The 15,567-nt window shown below is 70.8% G+C and carries 12 protein-coding genes and 1 pseudogene; 3 read left to right on the top strand and 10 right to left on the bottom strand.

The genetic code is table 11. From position 1 onward, the window contains the following. Window positions 1-495 (top strand): annotated as a pseudogene (locus tag AC07NX_RS25825) (hypothetical protein); the annotation flags it as partial. 176 nt (window positions 496-671) lie between these two features. Here the strand turns inward: AC07NX_RS25825 and rpoD are convergent. The 6 genes from rpoD to AC07NX_RS25795 form a co-directional block, all read right to left on the bottom strand. Next, entirely contained in the window at window positions 672-2,624 is a 1,953-nt protein-coding gene (gene rpoD, locus AC07NX_RS25820) for an RNA polymerase sigma factor RpoD (protein ID WP_494645945.1), read from the bottom strand. Between the two features lie 454 nt (window positions 2,625-3,078). Then, entirely contained in the window at window positions 3,079-4,188 is a 1,110-nt protein-coding gene (locus AC07NX_RS25815; protein ID WP_494645943.1) for a GNAT family N-acetyltransferase, read from the bottom strand. After that, window positions 4,169-5,323, bottom strand: coding sequence for a GNAT family N-acetyltransferase (locus tag AC07NX_RS25810; RefSeq protein ID WP_494645941.1), 1,155 nt, complete (start codon window positions 5,321-5,323; stop codon window positions 4,169-4,171). Before AC07NX_RS25810 ends, AC07NX_RS25815 begins: the two co-directional genes overlap by 20 nt. 140 nt (window positions 5,324-5,463) lie before the next feature. After that, a complete protein-coding gene (gene dnaG / locus AC07NX_RS25805) occupies window positions 5,464-7,380 on the bottom strand; it encodes a DNA primase (RefSeq protein ID WP_494645939.1) in 1,917 nt (638 codons plus the stop codon). Between the two features lie 287 nt (window positions 7,381-7,667). Beyond that, on the bottom strand, window positions 7,668-8,555 hold the full coding sequence (locus AC07NX_RS25800; RefSeq protein WP_494645937.1) for an EamA family transporter: 888 nt from the start codon (window positions 8,553-8,555) through the stop codon (window positions 7,668-7,670). Window positions 8,556-8,621: 66 nt separating this feature from the next. Beyond that, complete coding sequence (locus tag AC07NX_RS25795) at window positions 8,622-9,476, bottom strand: hypothetical protein (protein ID WP_494645935.1); 855 nt, start codon at window positions 9,474-9,476, stop codon at window positions 8,622-8,624. Between the two features lie 146 nt (window positions 9,477-9,622). On the opposite strand from AC07NX_RS25795, the gene AC07NX_RS25790 reads away from it, so the two are divergent. After that, a complete protein-coding gene (locus tag AC07NX_RS25790) occupies window positions 9,623-10,687 on the top strand; it encodes a DUF2855 family protein (protein WP_494645933.1) in 1,065 nt (354 codons plus the stop codon). 9 nt (window positions 10,688-10,696) lie between these two features. Here the strand turns inward: AC07NX_RS25790 and AC07NX_RS25785 are convergent, their stop codons facing one another. From AC07NX_RS25785 to AC07NX_RS25770, 4 genes are all read right to left on the bottom strand, one after another. Next, window positions 10,697-11,989 carry a hypothetical protein gene (locus AC07NX_RS25785; RefSeq protein ID WP_494645931.1) on the bottom strand — a complete coding sequence of 431 codons (1,293 nt, stop codon included), beginning with the start codon at window positions 11,987-11,989 and terminating at the stop codon, window positions 10,697-10,699. 67 nt (window positions 11,990-12,056) lie between these two features. After that, window positions 12,057-13,154, bottom strand: coding sequence for a glycerophosphodiester phosphodiesterase (locus AC07NX_RS25780; RefSeq protein WP_494645929.1), 1,098 nt, complete (start codon window positions 13,152-13,154; stop codon window positions 12,057-12,059). Window positions 13,155-13,210: 56 nt separating this feature from the next. After that, window positions 13,211-13,522: a hypothetical protein gene (locus AC07NX_RS25775; protein ID WP_035074386.1), complete on the bottom strand. Its 312-nt coding sequence runs from the start codon at window positions 13,520-13,522 to the stop codon at window positions 13,211-13,213. A gap of 161 nt (window positions 13,523-13,683) precedes the next feature. Continuing rightward, the gene (locus AC07NX_RS25770; RefSeq protein WP_494645926.1) at window positions 13,684-14,253 is read right to left on the bottom strand and encodes a DUF3617 domain-containing protein; all 570 of its coding nucleotides are present in this window, start codon (window positions 14,251-14,253) and stop codon (window positions 13,684-13,686) included. A gap of 95 nt (window positions 14,254-14,348) precedes the next feature. On the opposite strand from AC07NX_RS25770, the gene AC07NX_RS25765 reads away from it, so the two are divergent. Continuing rightward, entirely contained in the window at window positions 14,349-14,945 is a 597-nt protein-coding gene (locus AC07NX_RS25765) for a hypothetical protein (protein ID WP_494645924.1), read from the top strand. Window positions 14,946-15,567: the final 622 nt, after the last annotated feature.

Raw genomic sequence — 15,567 nt, 5'->3', positions numbered from 1 at the left:
GCGGAAGGTGCGGCGGGCAACGCCGGCGCCAGCGGCTCGGCCGCGGGTTCCGGCTCCGCCTCGGCGGCCGGACAGTCCCTGACCGGCGCCCTGTCGGGCGGCGGTTCGGGCAGCGGGTCCCTGGCCGCCCCGGACACCAGCAGCCTGACCTCGCGGGCCGCCGGGACGGGCCGCGACGCGGTCGGCGCGGCGCGCGAGCGGGCGACCTCGGTCGCCTCGCACGGAACCGGCACGGCCCGCAACGCCATCGGTTCGGCCCGTGATACGGCGGGTTCGGCCAGCGCCAGCGGTTCGGGCGACGCCGATGCGGCCGGCGGCCTGACCGGCGACGGCCTCTCCGGTTCGTTGACGGGCTCGGGTTCGAGCAACGCCTCGACCAGCCAGGGTTCGACCGGGAACAGTGGCTCGCTGGGCCTGTCGGGCTCGGCCTCGCGCCACGGCGCCAGCGCCTCGGCCAACGGCGCGGGCTCGGGCGACGTCAAGGTCGGCCACTAGCCCGACCGCTCCGTCGGACTTTCAAGGCGGCTCCGCAAGGGGCCGCCTTTTTTCTGGTCGCGTCGCCGGACCTAAGGCTTGACGTTACTCATGGTCGAGACACCAACCACAGCTAACGAAAACGCCCGCCCCGGTTCCCCGGGACGGGCGCTCGATCTTCGAACCGCTGGGAGCCGCTAGGAGTCCAGGAACGACCGCAGCTTGCGCGACCGCGACGGGTGCTTGAGCTTGCGCAGGGCCTTGGCCTCGATCTGGCGGATGCGTTCGCGGGTGACCGAGAACTGCTGGCCGACCTCTTCCAGGGTGTGGTCGGTGTTCATGCCGATGCCGAAGCGCATGCGCAGCACGCGCTCCTCGCGCGGGGTCAGCGAGGCCAGCACGCGGGTGGTGGTTTCCCGTAGGTTGGACTGGATGGCCGCGTCGATCGGCAGGATGGCGTTCTTGTCCTCGATGAAGTCGCCCAGGTGGCTGTCTTCCTCGTCGCCGATCGGGGTCTCGAGGCTGATCGGCTCCTTGGCGATCTTCAGGACCTTGCGCACCTTCTCCAGCGGCATGGCCAGCTTCTCGGCCAGCTCTTCCGGGGTCGGCTCGCGGCCGATCTCGTGCAGCATCTGGCGGCTGGTGCGGACGATCTTGTTGATCGTCTCGATCATGTGCACCGGGATGCGGATGGTCCGCGCCTGGTCGGCGATCGAGCGGGTGATCGCCTGGCGGATCCACCAGGTGGCGTAGGTCGAGAACTTGTAGCCGCGGCGGTACTCGAACTTGTCGACCGCCTTCATCAGGCCGATGTTGCCTTCCTGGATCAGGTCCAGGAACTGCAGGCCGCGGTTGGTGTACTTCTTGGCGATCGAGATCACGAGACGGAGGTTGGCCTCCACCATCTCCTTCTTGGCCTGGCGGGCTTCGCGCTCGCCCTTCTGCACGGTCTGGACGATGCGGCGATAGTCGTCGATCGGCACGCCGGTCTCGGTGGCCAGGGCCGCGATCTCCTGGCGGATGTCGCTGACCGAGTTGACGTCGTTCTCGACGAACTTGGTCCAGCGCACGCCCATGGCCTTGACCTGCTCGACCCAGTTCGGGTTCAGCTCGGAGCCGAAATAGGCCTTCAGGAACTCGCCGCGGCTGATGCCGTAGCTGTCGGCCAGGCGCAGCAGGCGGCCTTCCAGGCCGATCAGGCGCTTGTTGATCGCATACAGCTGCTCGACCAGCGCCTCGATGCGGTTGTTGTTCAGCTTCAGCGTCTTGAGGTGCTGGATGATGGTGTTCGACAGGCCCTCATAGGCCTTGCGATCCGCTTCGCTGAGGTCCGCGCCCTTCAGGCGGCTGCCGACCAGCTTGTCCTGCAGCTTGCGGAAGGTCTCGAACTCGCTGGCGATCGCGTCGAGGATGGCCATCACGCCTTCGCGCAGCTCGCCCTCCATGGCGCTGACCGTCGGGCCCGCGCCGTCGTCGAAATCGTCGTCGTCCTCGCCTTCGCCCTCGGCCTTGGCTTCGCCGCCGGCTTCCTCGTCGACCGGCTCGGCCGGTTCGTCGTCGGCGGCCGGGGCGGCGGCCACGCCGTTGATCGCGGCGTAGGTGCCTTCCAGGTCGATCACTTCGCGCAGCAGGATGCGGCCGGTGCCCAGCTCCTCGCGCCAGACCATGATCGCCTCGAAGGTCAGGGCGCTTTCGCACAGGCCGCGGATCATGGTGTCGCGGCCGGCCTCGATGCGCTTGGCGATGGCGATCTCGCCCTCGCGCGACAGCAGCTCGACGCTGCCCATCTCGCGCAGGTACATGCGGACCGGATCGTCCGTGCGGTCATAGGCCGCCGGCTTCTCGCTGGTGATGACCTGCTGGTTGTCCTCGCGGGCGACGACCTCGCCGCCCTCCGAGCCCTCGGCGTCCTCTTCGGCCTCGACCACGTTGACGCCCATCTCGCTCAGCATGGCGAGGGTGTCTTCGATGGCTTCGGACGTCACTTCCTCCGACGGCAGGACCTTGTTCAGCTCGTCCATCGTGACGTAGCCGCGGGCCTTGGCCTGCTTGATGAACTTCTTGACGCCGGCGTCGGTCAGGTCGAGCAGGGGGCCGTCGCCGCCGGTGGCTTCGGGCGCTTCCGTCTCGGCCGAGGAATTGGTGCTCATTCAGGTCTCCGAAACGACGCGGCGCCGAAACGTGGCGCGCGTCGAGAAATGTGTCCGTGATGGGTCGCCTGCGCATCGCGCCCTGTCGTCCGTGCAAGCTGTCCAGTGAACCGCTGAAAAAATTCTCAAGATAAACGCCTGACACGCGTCGAAGAGCCATAGGCTAACGCTCCGCGAGCAAGGCTCTTTGCGGAGGCGTTTCTTCGCGCGCGATCAGCGTCGACCCTTGAGGGTTTCGGCGGCCACTGGGACCTGGCGGCGGCGAGGGTGACATCCTGTTTCAAGGAGGGCGCGCGCATGAGAATGGCGGCCCGAGCGATGTCAATCAGCAGCGTGGCAAATCCTTGAGTCGCCAAATGGCGTTGCGTGACGCGCGAGTCAAGATGCGAAGGCGGCAAGGCCCCCTTTTACCGCTCATCCGATGGTCGCCGGAGGAGCGGACAAGGCGCCTGATCTAGGGGGTTGGACGCGCGGTGAAGCTCTGGTCGCCGTCGAACGGGGTCGCGTACCAGCCGGCGCGGTCGGCGTCGCCGTCAGGCTGGCCAAAGCGCACATGGCAATGGCTGTAGGGGGTTCGCCGCCGCGCGGGCCGGGTCGGGGCCAGCCGGGCCTCGACCCGCGGGTGGGCCAGGCCCAGGCGGACGCGGGCCGCCCCCAGCGATCGGGCCGCGCCGATCAGCGCCGTGACCAGGGCGGGCAGGGCGACGGCCTCGACCTGGGGCAGGGCGATCAGGTCGATGATCTCCAGGGCCGGCGCCTCGATCTCCGAACCCTTGGCCAGGATGGCCAGCAGATAACCGGCCAGGCGGCCGTCGGCCTCGTAGGCCAGCAGGATCGGCGCCCGCCTCGGCATCGGGTCAGCGACCCGCCAGCGCAAGGCGGCGGCGTCGCGGCGCGCCAGGCTGGCGCCGGTCGCCAAGAGGTCTCGCCACAGGTCGTCGAAGCGCGCGTCGATGTCGGTTCGGGGATCAAGGGCGCGGACCGACGGGGTCTTGCCCGTCGCCGCCAGGATAGCGGGAAGGGCGGGGGCGGGGCGGGGCGAGAACCATTCACGGCCACCCTGGACGCCGGCGAACTTTCGGGCCTGAGACCAGCGCCGCAGCAGGCGTTCGGCGCCCAGGGCCAGGGGCGCGACGGGCCAGACCAGCTTGGCGTCGGCCGCGGCCTCGGGCCAGGTCTCGAAGCCGAAATGCTTGAAGAAGCCGGCCGAGCGGCCGTTGGCGTTGAAGGTGTAGGTGGCGGCGACCTCGCCCTGGTCCAGGATGCGGCGCATCAGCGCCCGCGCCTTGCCCATGGCCTTGGGGTGGACCAGGAAGGTGTGGCCGCAGACGGCGGCGGCGGTGTCGGCGCCTCGTTGTCGCTGCTGGACGAAATTGCCCATGAAGCCGACGATCTCGTCGTCGGCGGCGCACACCCAGCCTAGCGGCCGCCCGGCCATGCCCGGCGCCTGGGCCAGCCAGGTCCAGCCCGCCAGGTCGCGCTCCGGCCACCAAGCCCAGCGGCACAGGGCCGCGACGCCGTGCAGGTCCCGGGCGGGGACGAACTCACGAACGGTGGTGGTCATCGGCGCCGCCCAGGACCCTGGCGCGCGACATGCGCAGCATCGCCCCCGCCCCGCGGGACAGGCCGCTGGCGTAGTCGCCGCAGGCCTCGATCACCGCCCAGCGCCGCCGCAACTTGCCGCCGACCCGGTCGCTGGCCATCAGCGGCGAGGCGACGACCTGCGAGCGGTGGGCGAAGCCGGTGAGCACCGGTCGCCCGGCGTTGCCGAAATAGACCTTGTAGCGCTCCGGTCCCGAGCCGAGGTCGAACAGGGTGACGCCCTGGGCCCGCCGGGCCCGCAGGGTGTCGAGGCTGAGCAGCATGCCTGGCGAATGGGCGGCGAACCGCGGGTCATAGGCAGGGATCCAGAAGTGCTGCATCGTGTCCGACGCCAGCGACAGCTCATATCCCGCCACATGGTCGTCCAGCCGCAGGGTGGCGATGCGGGCGTGCAGGCCCGAGCGCGGCCGCGCCAGCAGGGCGGCCAGGATGTCCCGCGTCCAGCCGCAGCGGAAGATGTCGTGCTGGCCCGTGCGGTGCAACTGCCGGCGCTTGAGGCCGACCAGTTCGGCCAGGCAGGTCTCGCCCTGGTCGTCGTCGCTCACGGCGTAGCGCTGGAACGTCGCGTCGATCCGGCGGCGGACGCGACCCTTGTCGCGGAAGAACTTGGAATGGGCCAGCAATTGGCGGGCCAGATAGTCGTCCCAACCGGCCGACAGGTCGACGAGGGCGGCCGAGGCCGGGCTGAGGCCGGTGAGCGAACCCGCCGGGCCGATCCATCCGGTCACCCACGCCCCGCTGGCGCCGAGCCGTTGCAGCAGGACGTCCAGCCCCGGACGGCGGTCGGGTGCGGCGATGACGCCCTGGTAGTCGTTGAGGGGCGCGGCCAGGGGCTGCAGGGTGGCCCCGCGGCGCTGGAAGGGCAGGAAGCCCTCGATCTCGCCGCGGCGATGCAGCACGGCGACCCGGGCGTTCGGCGCGATCTGGCCGGCGATACGGGTGAACTCGGGGTCGAAGAACGGCGAGCGCAGGTCGGGGGCGGCGGCCAGGAAGTCGCGCCAGCGGGCCAGGTCCGACACGGTCAAGGCGTCCGGTCGGATTTCCTCCAACTGCAGGGCGTCGGGCCCGAGTGTGGATTTCACGACCGACGACGGCATGGCTCAGGTTCGCTCCACTCGGCGGCGAAGCATCCAAGTCCGCCGCTGAAGACCATGGCAGGTGGGGGCAAGCAAAACGTAAACACCACGCCAGATTGAACCGTCGGACCGAAAGTGGGACTTGGCCGGCCCGGCCGCGGTCAGGAAATGGCTTGGGCGGTGTTGGATGTGTCCCAGAATTCCAGTCCGCTGATCTGGCGCTCGAGCACCGCGATCCGTGTGCGCAGGTCGCGGGTGGCGGCCAGGGTTCCGGCGGTGACCGCCTCGCGGCGCAGGGCCTGGAGGGCGCGCTCGCCGTCGGCGATCTCGACCAGGGCCTCGTAGCAGGCGGACCACAGGGCGCGGGCCTGATGGGCGTCCATTTTCGGGTCGAGGAACGGCGCGCTGATCGCCGAGGCCACGCGCTCGGCCTCGGCCAGCTGCGGACCCAGGCCCTTGCGGTGAAGGATGTCGCGGAACGGGACGTCGTCGCTGATCTCGTCGGCCAGGGCCTCGAACAGCTCGGTCGCCAGCGGGGACAGGCGCGGGTCGCCGAAGCCGACGCGTTCGATCGCCTCGTCATAGGGCCGCGCCCAGGCGGGGTGGCGCAGGGCGGCCACGGCCACGGCGGCGTGGAAGGGGTTGAGCCGCGTGGTGATCTGCGCCCGGGCCACGCCGCGGATGCCCGGATCGGGCGGACCGCGATCACGGCCGCCCTTCCATTGGCCCCGCGGGACGAAGGGACGACCGCCGCCGTCGCCGAACCCGCCACCGCCGCCGAAGGCCGGTTTCGGAAACAGCGCGTCCAGCTTGGCGTAGAGATCGTCGCGATAGGCGGCCGACAGGTCCTTGTCGGCGATGGCCCCGGCGGCGGCGCGCAGGCGCTGCTTGAAGCCGGCCTTGCGCTCGGGCGTGTCCAGCGGCTCCAGGTCGCGCTCGCGGTTGAACAGCGCCTCGACGAACGGCGTGGTCTGGGTCAGCTGGCTCTTCAGCGCCGCCGGCCCCTGCTCGCGCAGCACGTCGTCCGGGTCCTTGCCGCCGACCACGATCGAGAACTTGAACGAGCGGCCGGGCTTGAGCAGCGGCAGGGCGCGGTCGATGGCCCGGGCGGCGGCGCGCTGGCCGGCCTTGTCGCCGTCGAAGCTGAGGGTGGGCTCGGGATGCAGGCGCCACAGCACCTCCATCTGCTCCTCGGTCATGGCCGTGCCCATCGGCGCGACGGCCGGCAGGCCCGCCCGCTGGCAGGCGATGACGTCCATATAGCCCTCGACCACCAGCATCGGCGTCTGTTCCGTGGGCGCGGCGGCCTGGGCGGCGTGCAGCAGCTTGCGGGCCTCGTAGAGGCCGTACAGCAGCCGGCCCTTGTGGAAGAGCGTGGTCTCCGGCCCGTTCAGGTACTTGGCGCGGGCCTGGGGATCCATGGCCCGGCCGCCGAACGACACCACCCGGCCCCGGGTGTCGGTGATCGGGAAGATGATCCGGTCGCGGAAACGGTCATAGGGTTGGCCGCCGTCTTCCGGCGCGATCAGCAGGCCCGCCTCGACCAGTTCGGCCGGCTTGGCGCCCTTGGCGACCAGATAGTCCTTCAGCGCCGTGCGGCCGTTCGGCGAGAAGCCGATGCGGAAGCGGCTCCACTGGTCTTCGGGCAGGGCGCGGCGGGCCAGGTAGTCGCGGGCGGCCTGGCCGACCGGGCGGCGCAGCTCGCTCTCGAACCAGGCGGCCGCCAGCTCCATCCAGTCGGTCAGGGTGGCGCGTTTCTTGTCGTCCTGGGCGGCGCGGGCGTCCGGCTCGGGCAAGGCCATGCCCGCCTCGGCCGCCAGCCGCTCGACCGCCTCGGTGAAGGTCAGCCGCTCGGTCTCCTGCAGGTAGGAGATGATGTCGCCGTGCTTGCCACTGGAGAAGCAGTGGTAGAAGCCCTTGTCGTCATTGACGAAGAACGACGGGCTCTTCTCCTTGGTGAACGGCGACAGTCCCGCATATTCGCGTCCCTGCCGCCGCAGCTTCACCGACTTCCCGATCACGTCGGAAGGGCGAAGACGTTGCTTCAGTTCGTCGAGGAAGTGGTCGTCGAAACGCATCGAGGGCGGGGCGGAATTTCAGGGTTCAAACAGAGCACCATAGCGGTGCGTAAAGATCGGTCGTGGAGCGGTTTCAAACGCTCCCCAGCCTGCCCACAGCTTTGCGGCCAGCTTGGGGATTAATCGACCGATTCAGCCCTCTCTCAAACCGCTCATCCCGGCGAATGCCGGGACCCAGATCCAAGGGCGGTGTGGCGGGTTGGAAAAGCTCTGCGCTTTTGCGCCAGCCTCAAAGCCATTCCATCTGGGTCCCGGCATTCGCCGGGATGAGCGGATCAGGGGGAGGCTCAAGCCGCCGCCAGGAACCGCCCGCGCACCTTCGGCCAGAACATGTTGACCGCCAAGCCCGCCAGCACCAGGGCCGCCGCCAGCAGCTTCCAGCCCGGCAAACTCTCGTGCAGCAGCAAGGCCGAGGCGCCCATGCCGAACACCGGCACCAGCAGGGCCATGGGCGTGACCGTCGCGGCCGGGTGCCGGGCCAGCAACCAGCCCCAGGCGGCGTAGCCGAACATGGTGTTGCCCACCGCCTGCCAGGCCACCGCGCCCCAGGTCAGGGCGTCGGCGTTCCTGACGCCCGCGACCATGGCCGGCCAGCCCTCAAGCCATAGCGACATCAGAAACAGCGGCGGGATCGAGAACAGGCTGGCCCAGACCACATAGGCCAGCATGTTCACCGTGCCGGCTTGGCGGGCGACGATGTTGCCGCCGGCCCAGCTGGCCGCGGCCAGCAGGATCAGCAGCACGCCCAGCGGCGTGGCCGCCCCGCCGCCATGGGCGGCGATCAGCACGATGCCCGAGGCCGCCAGCAGCAGGGCCGCGACCTGGAACGGCTGCACCTTCTCGCCGCTGATCTTCATGGCCATGCCGATGGTGAAGAACACCTGGGTCTGCACCACCAGCGAGGCCAGGCCCGGCGAGATATGGCCCTTCATGGCCACGAACAGCAGGCCGAACTGCCCCGCCCCGATCAGCACGCCATAGGCCGCCAGGTTCTTCCACGGGACCCGCGGCCGCTTGACGAAGAAGGCCACCGGCAGCAGCACCAGGGTGAAGCGCAGGGTGGCGAACAGCAGCGGCGGCAGATGGTCCAGCGCCACGCGGATGACCACGAAATTGGTCCCCCACACCGCCACCACGGCCAGGGCGAGCAGAAAGTGGCGCAGCGGCAGCGACATCGGCGGGCTCCGGACGAACTGCGCCGTATCTAGGCCTTCCGGCCAGACAACGCCACGTCGCAGGTCCTAGTCGTTCAAGGTCTCGCCCGTCAGCACCTGCTCGTCGACCTCGATGCGGGCGATCGTGGCTTCGGGCCCCCGCCCGGCGAACACCCGCAGCTCGTAGACCTTGTCGGCCGGCCAGACCTTCAGGGTCCAGCAGCGCAGGGTCTGCCCGCCGCGATGGTCGTCGGAACAGGGCCAGACCGAGCGCAGGTCGGCGACGTTCAGGCGACGCAGGATCGCCGGGCAGGATTCGGGCGTCGCCGTCGCCACCCGGCAGTCGATGTCGTAGGCCGGGTCAGGCCCGGCCGCGCCCTCGGCGGCCCGGGTCAGCCACCAGGCGCCGCTCAAGGCCGCCTCGGCGGTCGGGGCCGAGAAGAAGGTCACGTCCTGGTCGGCCAACTGGCCGCACGCCGCTCGGGCGTCGGGCGGCGGCGGGCCGTCGTAGTAGTCGTCCTCCCGGGCCGGCGGGGCCAGCAGGTGGTAGCGGGTCGTGGCCTTGAGGCTGGCGGCGCGCATGGGGGTGTCGGCGCCTTGCTCGGACTCTTGCGGACCGTCGGCCGGCTCGAACGTCACCACCACGCCGTCGCGGGCGCACACCCCCGGCGCCCAGGTGGCGCGGGGCGTGCTCTGGAAGGCCAGGTCGCGCAGCGGCTTGGTCGGGATGCGGCCGGGCGTGGGGCGGGGATCCGCCGGGGTCAGCAGATCGGCGACCTGGTCCATGACCCGGCGGGTCAGTTCGGCGGGCGGCAGGGCGCGCGCCTCGGTCTTGCTCAGCGTCTCGCTCGCCGTCCGGGTCTGCGCCGCCGCCACGACCGGCGCGGCCAGCGCCGACAACGCCACAAGCGCGATGGACCGCGCCGTTCCTCGCCTCGCCATAGCCTTTCCTCCAACGGCCGCCCCCTAAAGTGATCCCACCAATGTGACCGTCAAGCGGCGGCGCCCGGCGCACGAATTTAAACAATCGTTTGACGTTCTGGCGCGAGCCGCGTTTAGCTTCCCGCCGCACCCATGGAGCCACGACGATGTCCAGCTGGGATTTCCTGGTCGCCAAGGCCGACCTTCGAGAGGCCAAGGTCGCGGCCGCCGACCTGTCCGACCTGGCCGAGGGCGAGGCGCGGCTGGCGATCGAGCGCTTCGCCCTGACCGCCAACAACATCACCTACGCGGTGTTCGGCGACCAGATGCGCTACTGGGACTTCTTCGCGGGGCCGGAGGGCTGGGGACGGATCCCGGTCTGGGGCCATGCGCGGGTCGAGGCCTCGAACCATCCGGACCTCGTCGTCGGCCAGCGGTTCTACGGCTACTATCCGATCTCGACCCACCTGACCGTGGCGCCGCGCAAGACCCGGACCGGCTTTGCCGACCTCGCCCCGCACCGTCGGGACCTGCCGGCGGTCTACAACCAGTACCAGGCGGTGGGCGTGGCCAGCCCGGCCGAGGACTATCAGGCCCTGTTGCGACCGCTGTTCATCACCGGCTTCCTGATCGAGGACTTCCTGGACGAGAACGACCTGTTCGGCGCGCGGTCGGTGTTGCTGACCAGCGCCTCCAGCAAGACGGCGATCAGCCTGGCTTTCCAGCTCAAACAGCGTGGCAAGGCGCGGGTGGTCGGCCTGACCTCGAGCCGCAACAAGGCCTTCGTCGAGGGGCTGGGCTGTTACGATCAGGTCGTCCCCTATGACGCGGTGGCGACGGCGCCGATCGAGGAGCCGGTGGTGGTGGTCGACTTCGCCGGCGACGCGCCGCTGCTGAAGGCCGTGCACGAGCGGTTCGGCCAGGCCCTGGCCTATTCCTGCCGGGTGGGCGGCGCCCATTGGGAGGCCGAACGGGCCAGCGGCTCCTTGCCGGGCCCAAAGCCGGTGTTCTTCTTCGCCCCCGACCGCATCCGCAAGCGGGCGGCCGACTGGGGTCCCGGCGGGCTGGACCAGCGCCATGACGCCGCCTGGGCCCCGTTCGCCGCCGACGCGCCCCGCTGGCTGCGGGTCATCGAGGGCGTCGGGCCCGATGCGGTGACGGCGGCCTACCGGGCGGTGCTGGAAGGCCAGGCGGGGCCGGACGAGGGGCATGTTCTGAGCCCTCTCCCCTAGGGAGAGGGGCTACTTCGCCAGGTCCGCCGGGGTGGTCGGCTGCGAGATCACCGCCTCCATCCGCGCCCACCGCGCCGCCTGCGACGGGCCGGCCCGCTCGACATGGGCGCGGACCATGTCCTGGCCGAGGTTGTAGTTGATCACGTAGCTCCGATAGGCCTCGATGAAGCTCAGCGACTTCTCGGCCTTGGCGCGGGTGCTCAGCGCGTACTTGGCCAGGGCGGCCACGGCGGCCTCCTTGTCCATCTTTCCGGACAGGTAGAGGTCGGCGATGGTGTTCTGGACGCTGGCCAGGTCGGCGGTGGCGGTGGTCAGGGCGTCGTAGGTCGCGGCCGTGGCCGGGTCCAGGCCCGCCAGCGGGTAGAGCGTCCGGCGCTCGAAGGCCAGCTTCTCGCCCTCCGGGAAGGCCAGCTTGATCCCGTAATTGGCCGAACCCTCGGCGATCAGCGATTGCGGCGAGAACAGCGGATAGACGCTGAACTCGACCCAGCCCTTGCCCTTGGTCAGCTTCTCCTCCAGCAGGGCGTTCAGCACGTGGTGGCCCGGATAGCCCTCGTGGCAGCCCAGGTCGACGGCGCGGCTGATGGGGGTGGGCAGGTCGGTGTTGAGCTCGATCAGGCTGTGGGCCCCGCCCTTGTACCAGTTGTAGCCGCTCCAGGGCTTCTTGGTGACGAAGGAGAGGTCGAAGCGCTCGCCCTTGGGCAGGGCGATGTGGGCCTCCGTCCGCGCCTTGCACTCGGCGATCGCCGCCTTCATCACCGGTTCCAGCCGGTCGGTCGGGATCGTGTAGCGGGCCTGGAACGCGGTGACCCGGCTCGTCAGGTCGCCTTCGCCGGGGACCAGCTTGTCGATCCTGGCCAGGATCGGGTCGTAGGCGCTGAGCGGCTTGAGCGGCGGGCGCACGCCGAACAGGCCCTCGGCCTCGTCCTGGAAGCTGAACTTCACCCCGGCTAGCATGGCCAGGCGGGTCTGGGCGGCCTTGACCTGGCCGGCCAGGAAGGCCTTGCGGCGGATTTCGTCGGGGCTGAGGGCCTTGCCGTCGACGGCCTTCAGGGCGGCGGCCAGCCGGTCGGCCTCGGCGCGCAGGGCGGGAACCTCGCGCGGCTTGGCCTTGGCGGCGGTCGCCCATTCGGCGGGGCCGTAGTAGGCGTCGACATAGCCGGGCTCGCGTTCGCCGGCCTCGAGGGTCAGGCGGACGAAGTCCCGGGCGACGCCGTCCAGCTTGGCGCCCTCGGGGGCGCCGAAGGCGGGGGCGGCGAGCAGGGCCAGGGCGGCGGTCGCGGCGGCGAGGCGGAGGATCATGGAGCGTGTCTCGGGGCGAGGAAGGCGCGCACGCTGCCTCGCGTCGCCGATCGCCGCAAGAGCGCCGCTAACCCCGCGCCGCGACCGCCAGGCCGGGGAAGTCGCTGAACAGGCCGTCGACGCCGGCGGCGTAGAGGGCCTCGAAGACCGCCGAGACCTCGCCCGGCTGGGCCAGGTAGTCGGCGGCCGCCGCGTCGCCCCGGCGCAGGGACGACGGCAGGAAGTAGTTCTCGGCCCGCACGGTCCAGGGATGGACGACCAGGCCGGCGGCGTGGGCGTCCCTCACCAGGGCGGTGGCCGGCTGCAGGTTCGCGGCGTCCTGCGGGACGACCTGGGTCTTCTCCGGGCCCAGGCCGTCGGCGTAGAGCGCCACGTCCTTCAGGCCCGACGGGCTGCACAGCTGCGAGTAGGCGACGTTCGGCAGGTCGGCCGGGCCGCCCTCGCCGGCGGTCAGTTGCACCAGCCGGGCTCTGGTCTTGCCGCGGAGGGTCTTCAGCGGCGTGACCTCGAAGCACTGGACGAAGACCGGGGCGGCGGCGGAGTCCAGGTCGTTCTTCTTCAGCAGGGCGGCCAGGCGGTCCTCGAGCGGCAGGCCCAGGCTCGCGAAGTAGCTGGGGTGCTTCATTTCGGGATAGACGCCGATCGTGCGGCCGGTGCGCTGGCTTCCGGCCCTGGCGATGGCCACGACCTCGTCGAAGGTCAGCAGCGAGGCCTGGCCGTCGTAGCGGGTGTTGCCGGGACGCAGCTTCGGCAGCCGTTCGAAGGCCCGCAGGGTCTTGATCTCGGCCAGGGTGAAGTCCTCGGTGAACCAGCCGGTGACCGGCTGGCCGTCGATGGTCTTGGTCGCCTTGCGGCCGGCGAACTCCGGACGGCCGGCGACGTCGGTGGTGCCGCCGATCTCGTTCTCGTGCCGGGCGATCAGGTGGCCGTCCTGGGTCGGCACCAGGTCGGGCTCGATGAAGTCGCAGCCCTGGTCGATGGCCAGGTCGTAGGCCAGCTGGGTGTGCTCCGGCCGCAGGCCCGAGGCGCCGCGGTGGGCGATGACGATCGGCCGCTTCGGGGCGCGGGCCAAGCCCAGGCCGGGGGCCAGGGTTCCGGCCAGGGCGGCGGTCGCCAGGGTATGGGTGACGAGGGCGCGTCGGGTCAGCAGGGTCATGGCGGCCATCTAGCGCGCCGATGTGACGGTTTGACCAGCCTTGACGCCCCCCTCGCGCCCTTCGCCTAGTCCTTGCTCGAACGCCGGAGGATGGCCAGCAGGCCCTGCGACTTCTGGGGCAGGTCGGTGGCCAGGCGCGAGGCCATTTCGCGCACGCCGACCGCATAGGCCTCGCCGCCCTCGGCGATCTCGCCCGCCCGCCGGGCCAGGTCGTCGAGGTCGCGGGCCAGGGCCTCGACCTGCTCTCGAGCCAGCAGGCGCGCCTCGCGCTGCAGGCGCTGGACGCGCTGGGTGGTGGTCTCGGGGCCGCGGCCGAGATCATAGACCTCGACGGGGGCCGCCGGTTCGGGGACGAGGGTCAAAAGCGGACCATTCATGGCGTCGTCACTCCTCGGGCGGCCTCCGGAGTCGGCGCCGGCCCTCGCCAGATAGAAGGCTGCGCCTTGGCGGACCGTTCCCCCGGTTCGCGCCGTTCCGTGCGATCGGCGAGCGGGAGTGTCCTGCATGCCACAGCTTCGCGCGGAGGTGGTTTCGGCGCTTATGAAGCGGGCGGTTTTGCTTCCGGCTCGGCCGTCGTCCGGCCTGCGATCCGGGCGCCCGGCTCGCAGGGGCCCTGGTAGGTGCTGGTCGCCTGCATGCGCAGGGTCTGCTTGCGCCCGAAGGCCGAGACGACCAGCTCCAGGTCGGTGTCGGCGGTGGTGACGAAGTCGCCGCTGACCCGGCCGGTGAGGGCGTAGTCGATGTGGTCCTTCTGGCAGGCCAGCTCCAGGCGGAACCCGTGGGCGGTGCGGACCACGGCGGGGTTGCCGCACGGCGAGACCTTGCGGGCCGCCTCGGCGCCGGGGTCGAAGCCCTCGCCTACGCACTGGGTCGAGTCCTCGGGACCGGCCGGGGTCCGGGTGACCGTCTTCCACAGGCCGGGCTTGAGGGTGGTGGGACCACCGGCGACCGGGGCGGCGTCCTGCTGGGCGATCGGCGCCGGGCCGGAGCCGGCCGCCGGGTCGTGGGCGCGGTCGTCGGTGCGGGAGCAGGCGGCCAGGCCCGACAGGGCGGGACCGAGCAGCAGGATCGGGACCAGGCGGCGGAAGCTCGAGACCAGGTGGCGCATGGGCGGACCCTAGCGCGTCGGGCGGCCGGCGGGAAAGCCCCGTCTCGCCGCGACGAAACAGCGCCTTCCCCGGCGACTCGCCCCATGGTCCCCCCATGGCCGACGAAACCCTCGAACAGCTGATCGACCGCCTGCGCGCCGTGGAGGCGCAGATCGAGGCCGCCTTCGCCGCGCGCGACGCCGAGCGGGCGGCCGCCGCCGGCCTGGTGATCGAGGGCGACAAGCCCTGCTTCAAGGCCGACGCGCTCAGGCGCCAGAAAGCGCATCGCAAGGGCCTGCGCCTGGCCCGCACCCCCTGGCCGACCCTGCTGACCATGCCGCTGATCTACGGCATGGCCCTGCCGCTGATGATGCTCGACCTCAGCGTCAGCCTCTACCAGCTGGGCTGCTTCACCGCCTGGGGCATCGCCCGGGTCAGGCGCTCGGAGTACGTGGTCATCGACCGCCACCGGCTGGGCTATCTGAACCTGGTGCAGAAGCTCAACTGCGTGTTCTGCGGCTACGGCAACGGCGTCATCGCCTACGCCCGCGAGATCACCGCCCGCACCGAGCAGTACTGGTGCCCGATCAAGCACGCCCTGAAGGTCAAGGGCAGCCACGAGCGCTATCGCGACTTCCAGGCCTATGGCGACGCCGAGGGCTATGTGGCGAGCTCCGGGGCGTATCGCGAGCGGCTGAAGCGGGGGGCGTAGGCTGGCCCCGGTTCTTCTCGCCCCGGCCCCGCCAGTAGAACGACCACATGTCCGGCTCGGGCGGCTCGGTCCCGTCCTCGGCCATCTGGCGCACCCAGCGGGGGAAGTGGAGGAGGGCCAGGTGGGCGCCGCTGGGATGGTCGCGGCGGATCTCGGCGAACCGGGCGATCACCGCCCGGATGAAGCCGGCTTTTCGCATCGCCTTGATGTAGCCCTTCATGGCGCGCTTGAGCCGGGGCCGGCGGACGCGTCTGGCGCGGGGCTGGGTCATGGGGATTTCCTTTGTCTCAAGGGCCGGGGGGCGATCACTTGCCCCCTACGGACCGCTTCGCGGTCGTCTTCCCCCAGAGGGGGAAGAGCCTTCGGGTGCAGGCGGCTCCGCCCCCTCTGGGGGCGGACAGGCGGCGAAGCCGCCAGGTGGGGGCAAGTGTTCACCGGCACGATCTGTCGTCCTCACGCGGCTGGCCGCTGAGCTGATGGAAAGGGTCGCGGAGCGCCGGACATCGTCCGGAGTGTTTGTGTTGTTACCGTTTCGACGAAGCCACCGCTCCGCGCCATCGTTATTCGCCAGCGTCCGGTAGGCAGCCCTGTTGAGGCTTAGCCGGACCCGGTCTCGATCCCT

Source organism: Caulobacter sp. GW821-FHT09A05 (assembly GCF_059418465.1).
This window is presented reverse-complemented; position numbering and strand designations above follow the sequence as displayed.

Bases quoted from the DNA above. Each gene is read 5' to 3' on its own strand.
- rpoD (WP_494645945.1), bottom strand. From the start codon at position 2,624: ATGAGCACCAATTCCTCGGCCGAGACGGAAGCGCCCGAAGCCACCGGC.
- AC07NX_RS25815 (WP_494645943.1), bottom strand. From the start codon at position 4,188: ATGACCACCACCGTTCGTGAGTTCGTCCCCGCCCGGGACCTGCACGGC.
- AC07NX_RS25810 (WP_494645941.1), bottom strand. From the start codon at position 5,323: ATGCCGTCGTCGGTCGTGAAATCCACACTCGGGCCCGACGCCCTGCAG.
- dnaG (WP_494645939.1), bottom strand. From the start codon at position 7,380: ATGCGTTTCGACGACCACTTCCTCGACGAACTGAAGCAACGTCTTCGC.
- AC07NX_RS25800 (WP_494645937.1), bottom strand. From the start codon at position 8,555: ATGTCGCTGCCGCTGCGCCACTTTCTGCTCGCCCTGGCCGTGGTGGCG.
- AC07NX_RS25795 (WP_494645935.1), bottom strand. From the start codon at position 9,476: ATGGCGAGGCGAGGAACGGCGCGGTCCATCGCGCTTGTGGCGTTGTCG.
- AC07NX_RS25790 (WP_494645933.1), top strand. From the start codon at position 9,623: ATGTCCAGCTGGGATTTCCTGGTCGCCAAGGCCGACCTTCGAGAGGCC.
- AC07NX_RS25785 (WP_494645931.1), bottom strand. From the start codon at position 11,989: ATGATCCTCCGCCTCGCCGCCGCGACCGCCGCCCTGGCCCTGCTCGCC.
- AC07NX_RS25780 (WP_494645929.1), bottom strand. From the start codon at position 13,154: ATGGCCGCCATGACCCTGCTGACCCGACGCGCCCTCGTCACCCATACC.
- AC07NX_RS25775 (WP_035074386.1), bottom strand. From the start codon at position 13,522: ATGAATGGTCCGCTTTTGACCCTCGTCCCCGAACCGGCGGCCCCCGTC.
- AC07NX_RS25770 (WP_494645926.1), bottom strand. From the start codon at position 14,253: ATGCGCCACCTGGTCTCGAGCTTCCGCCGCCTGGTCCCGATCCTGCTG.
- AC07NX_RS25765 (WP_494645924.1), top strand. From the start codon at position 14,349: ATGGCCGACGAAACCCTCGAACAGCTGATCGACCGCCTGCGCGCCGTG.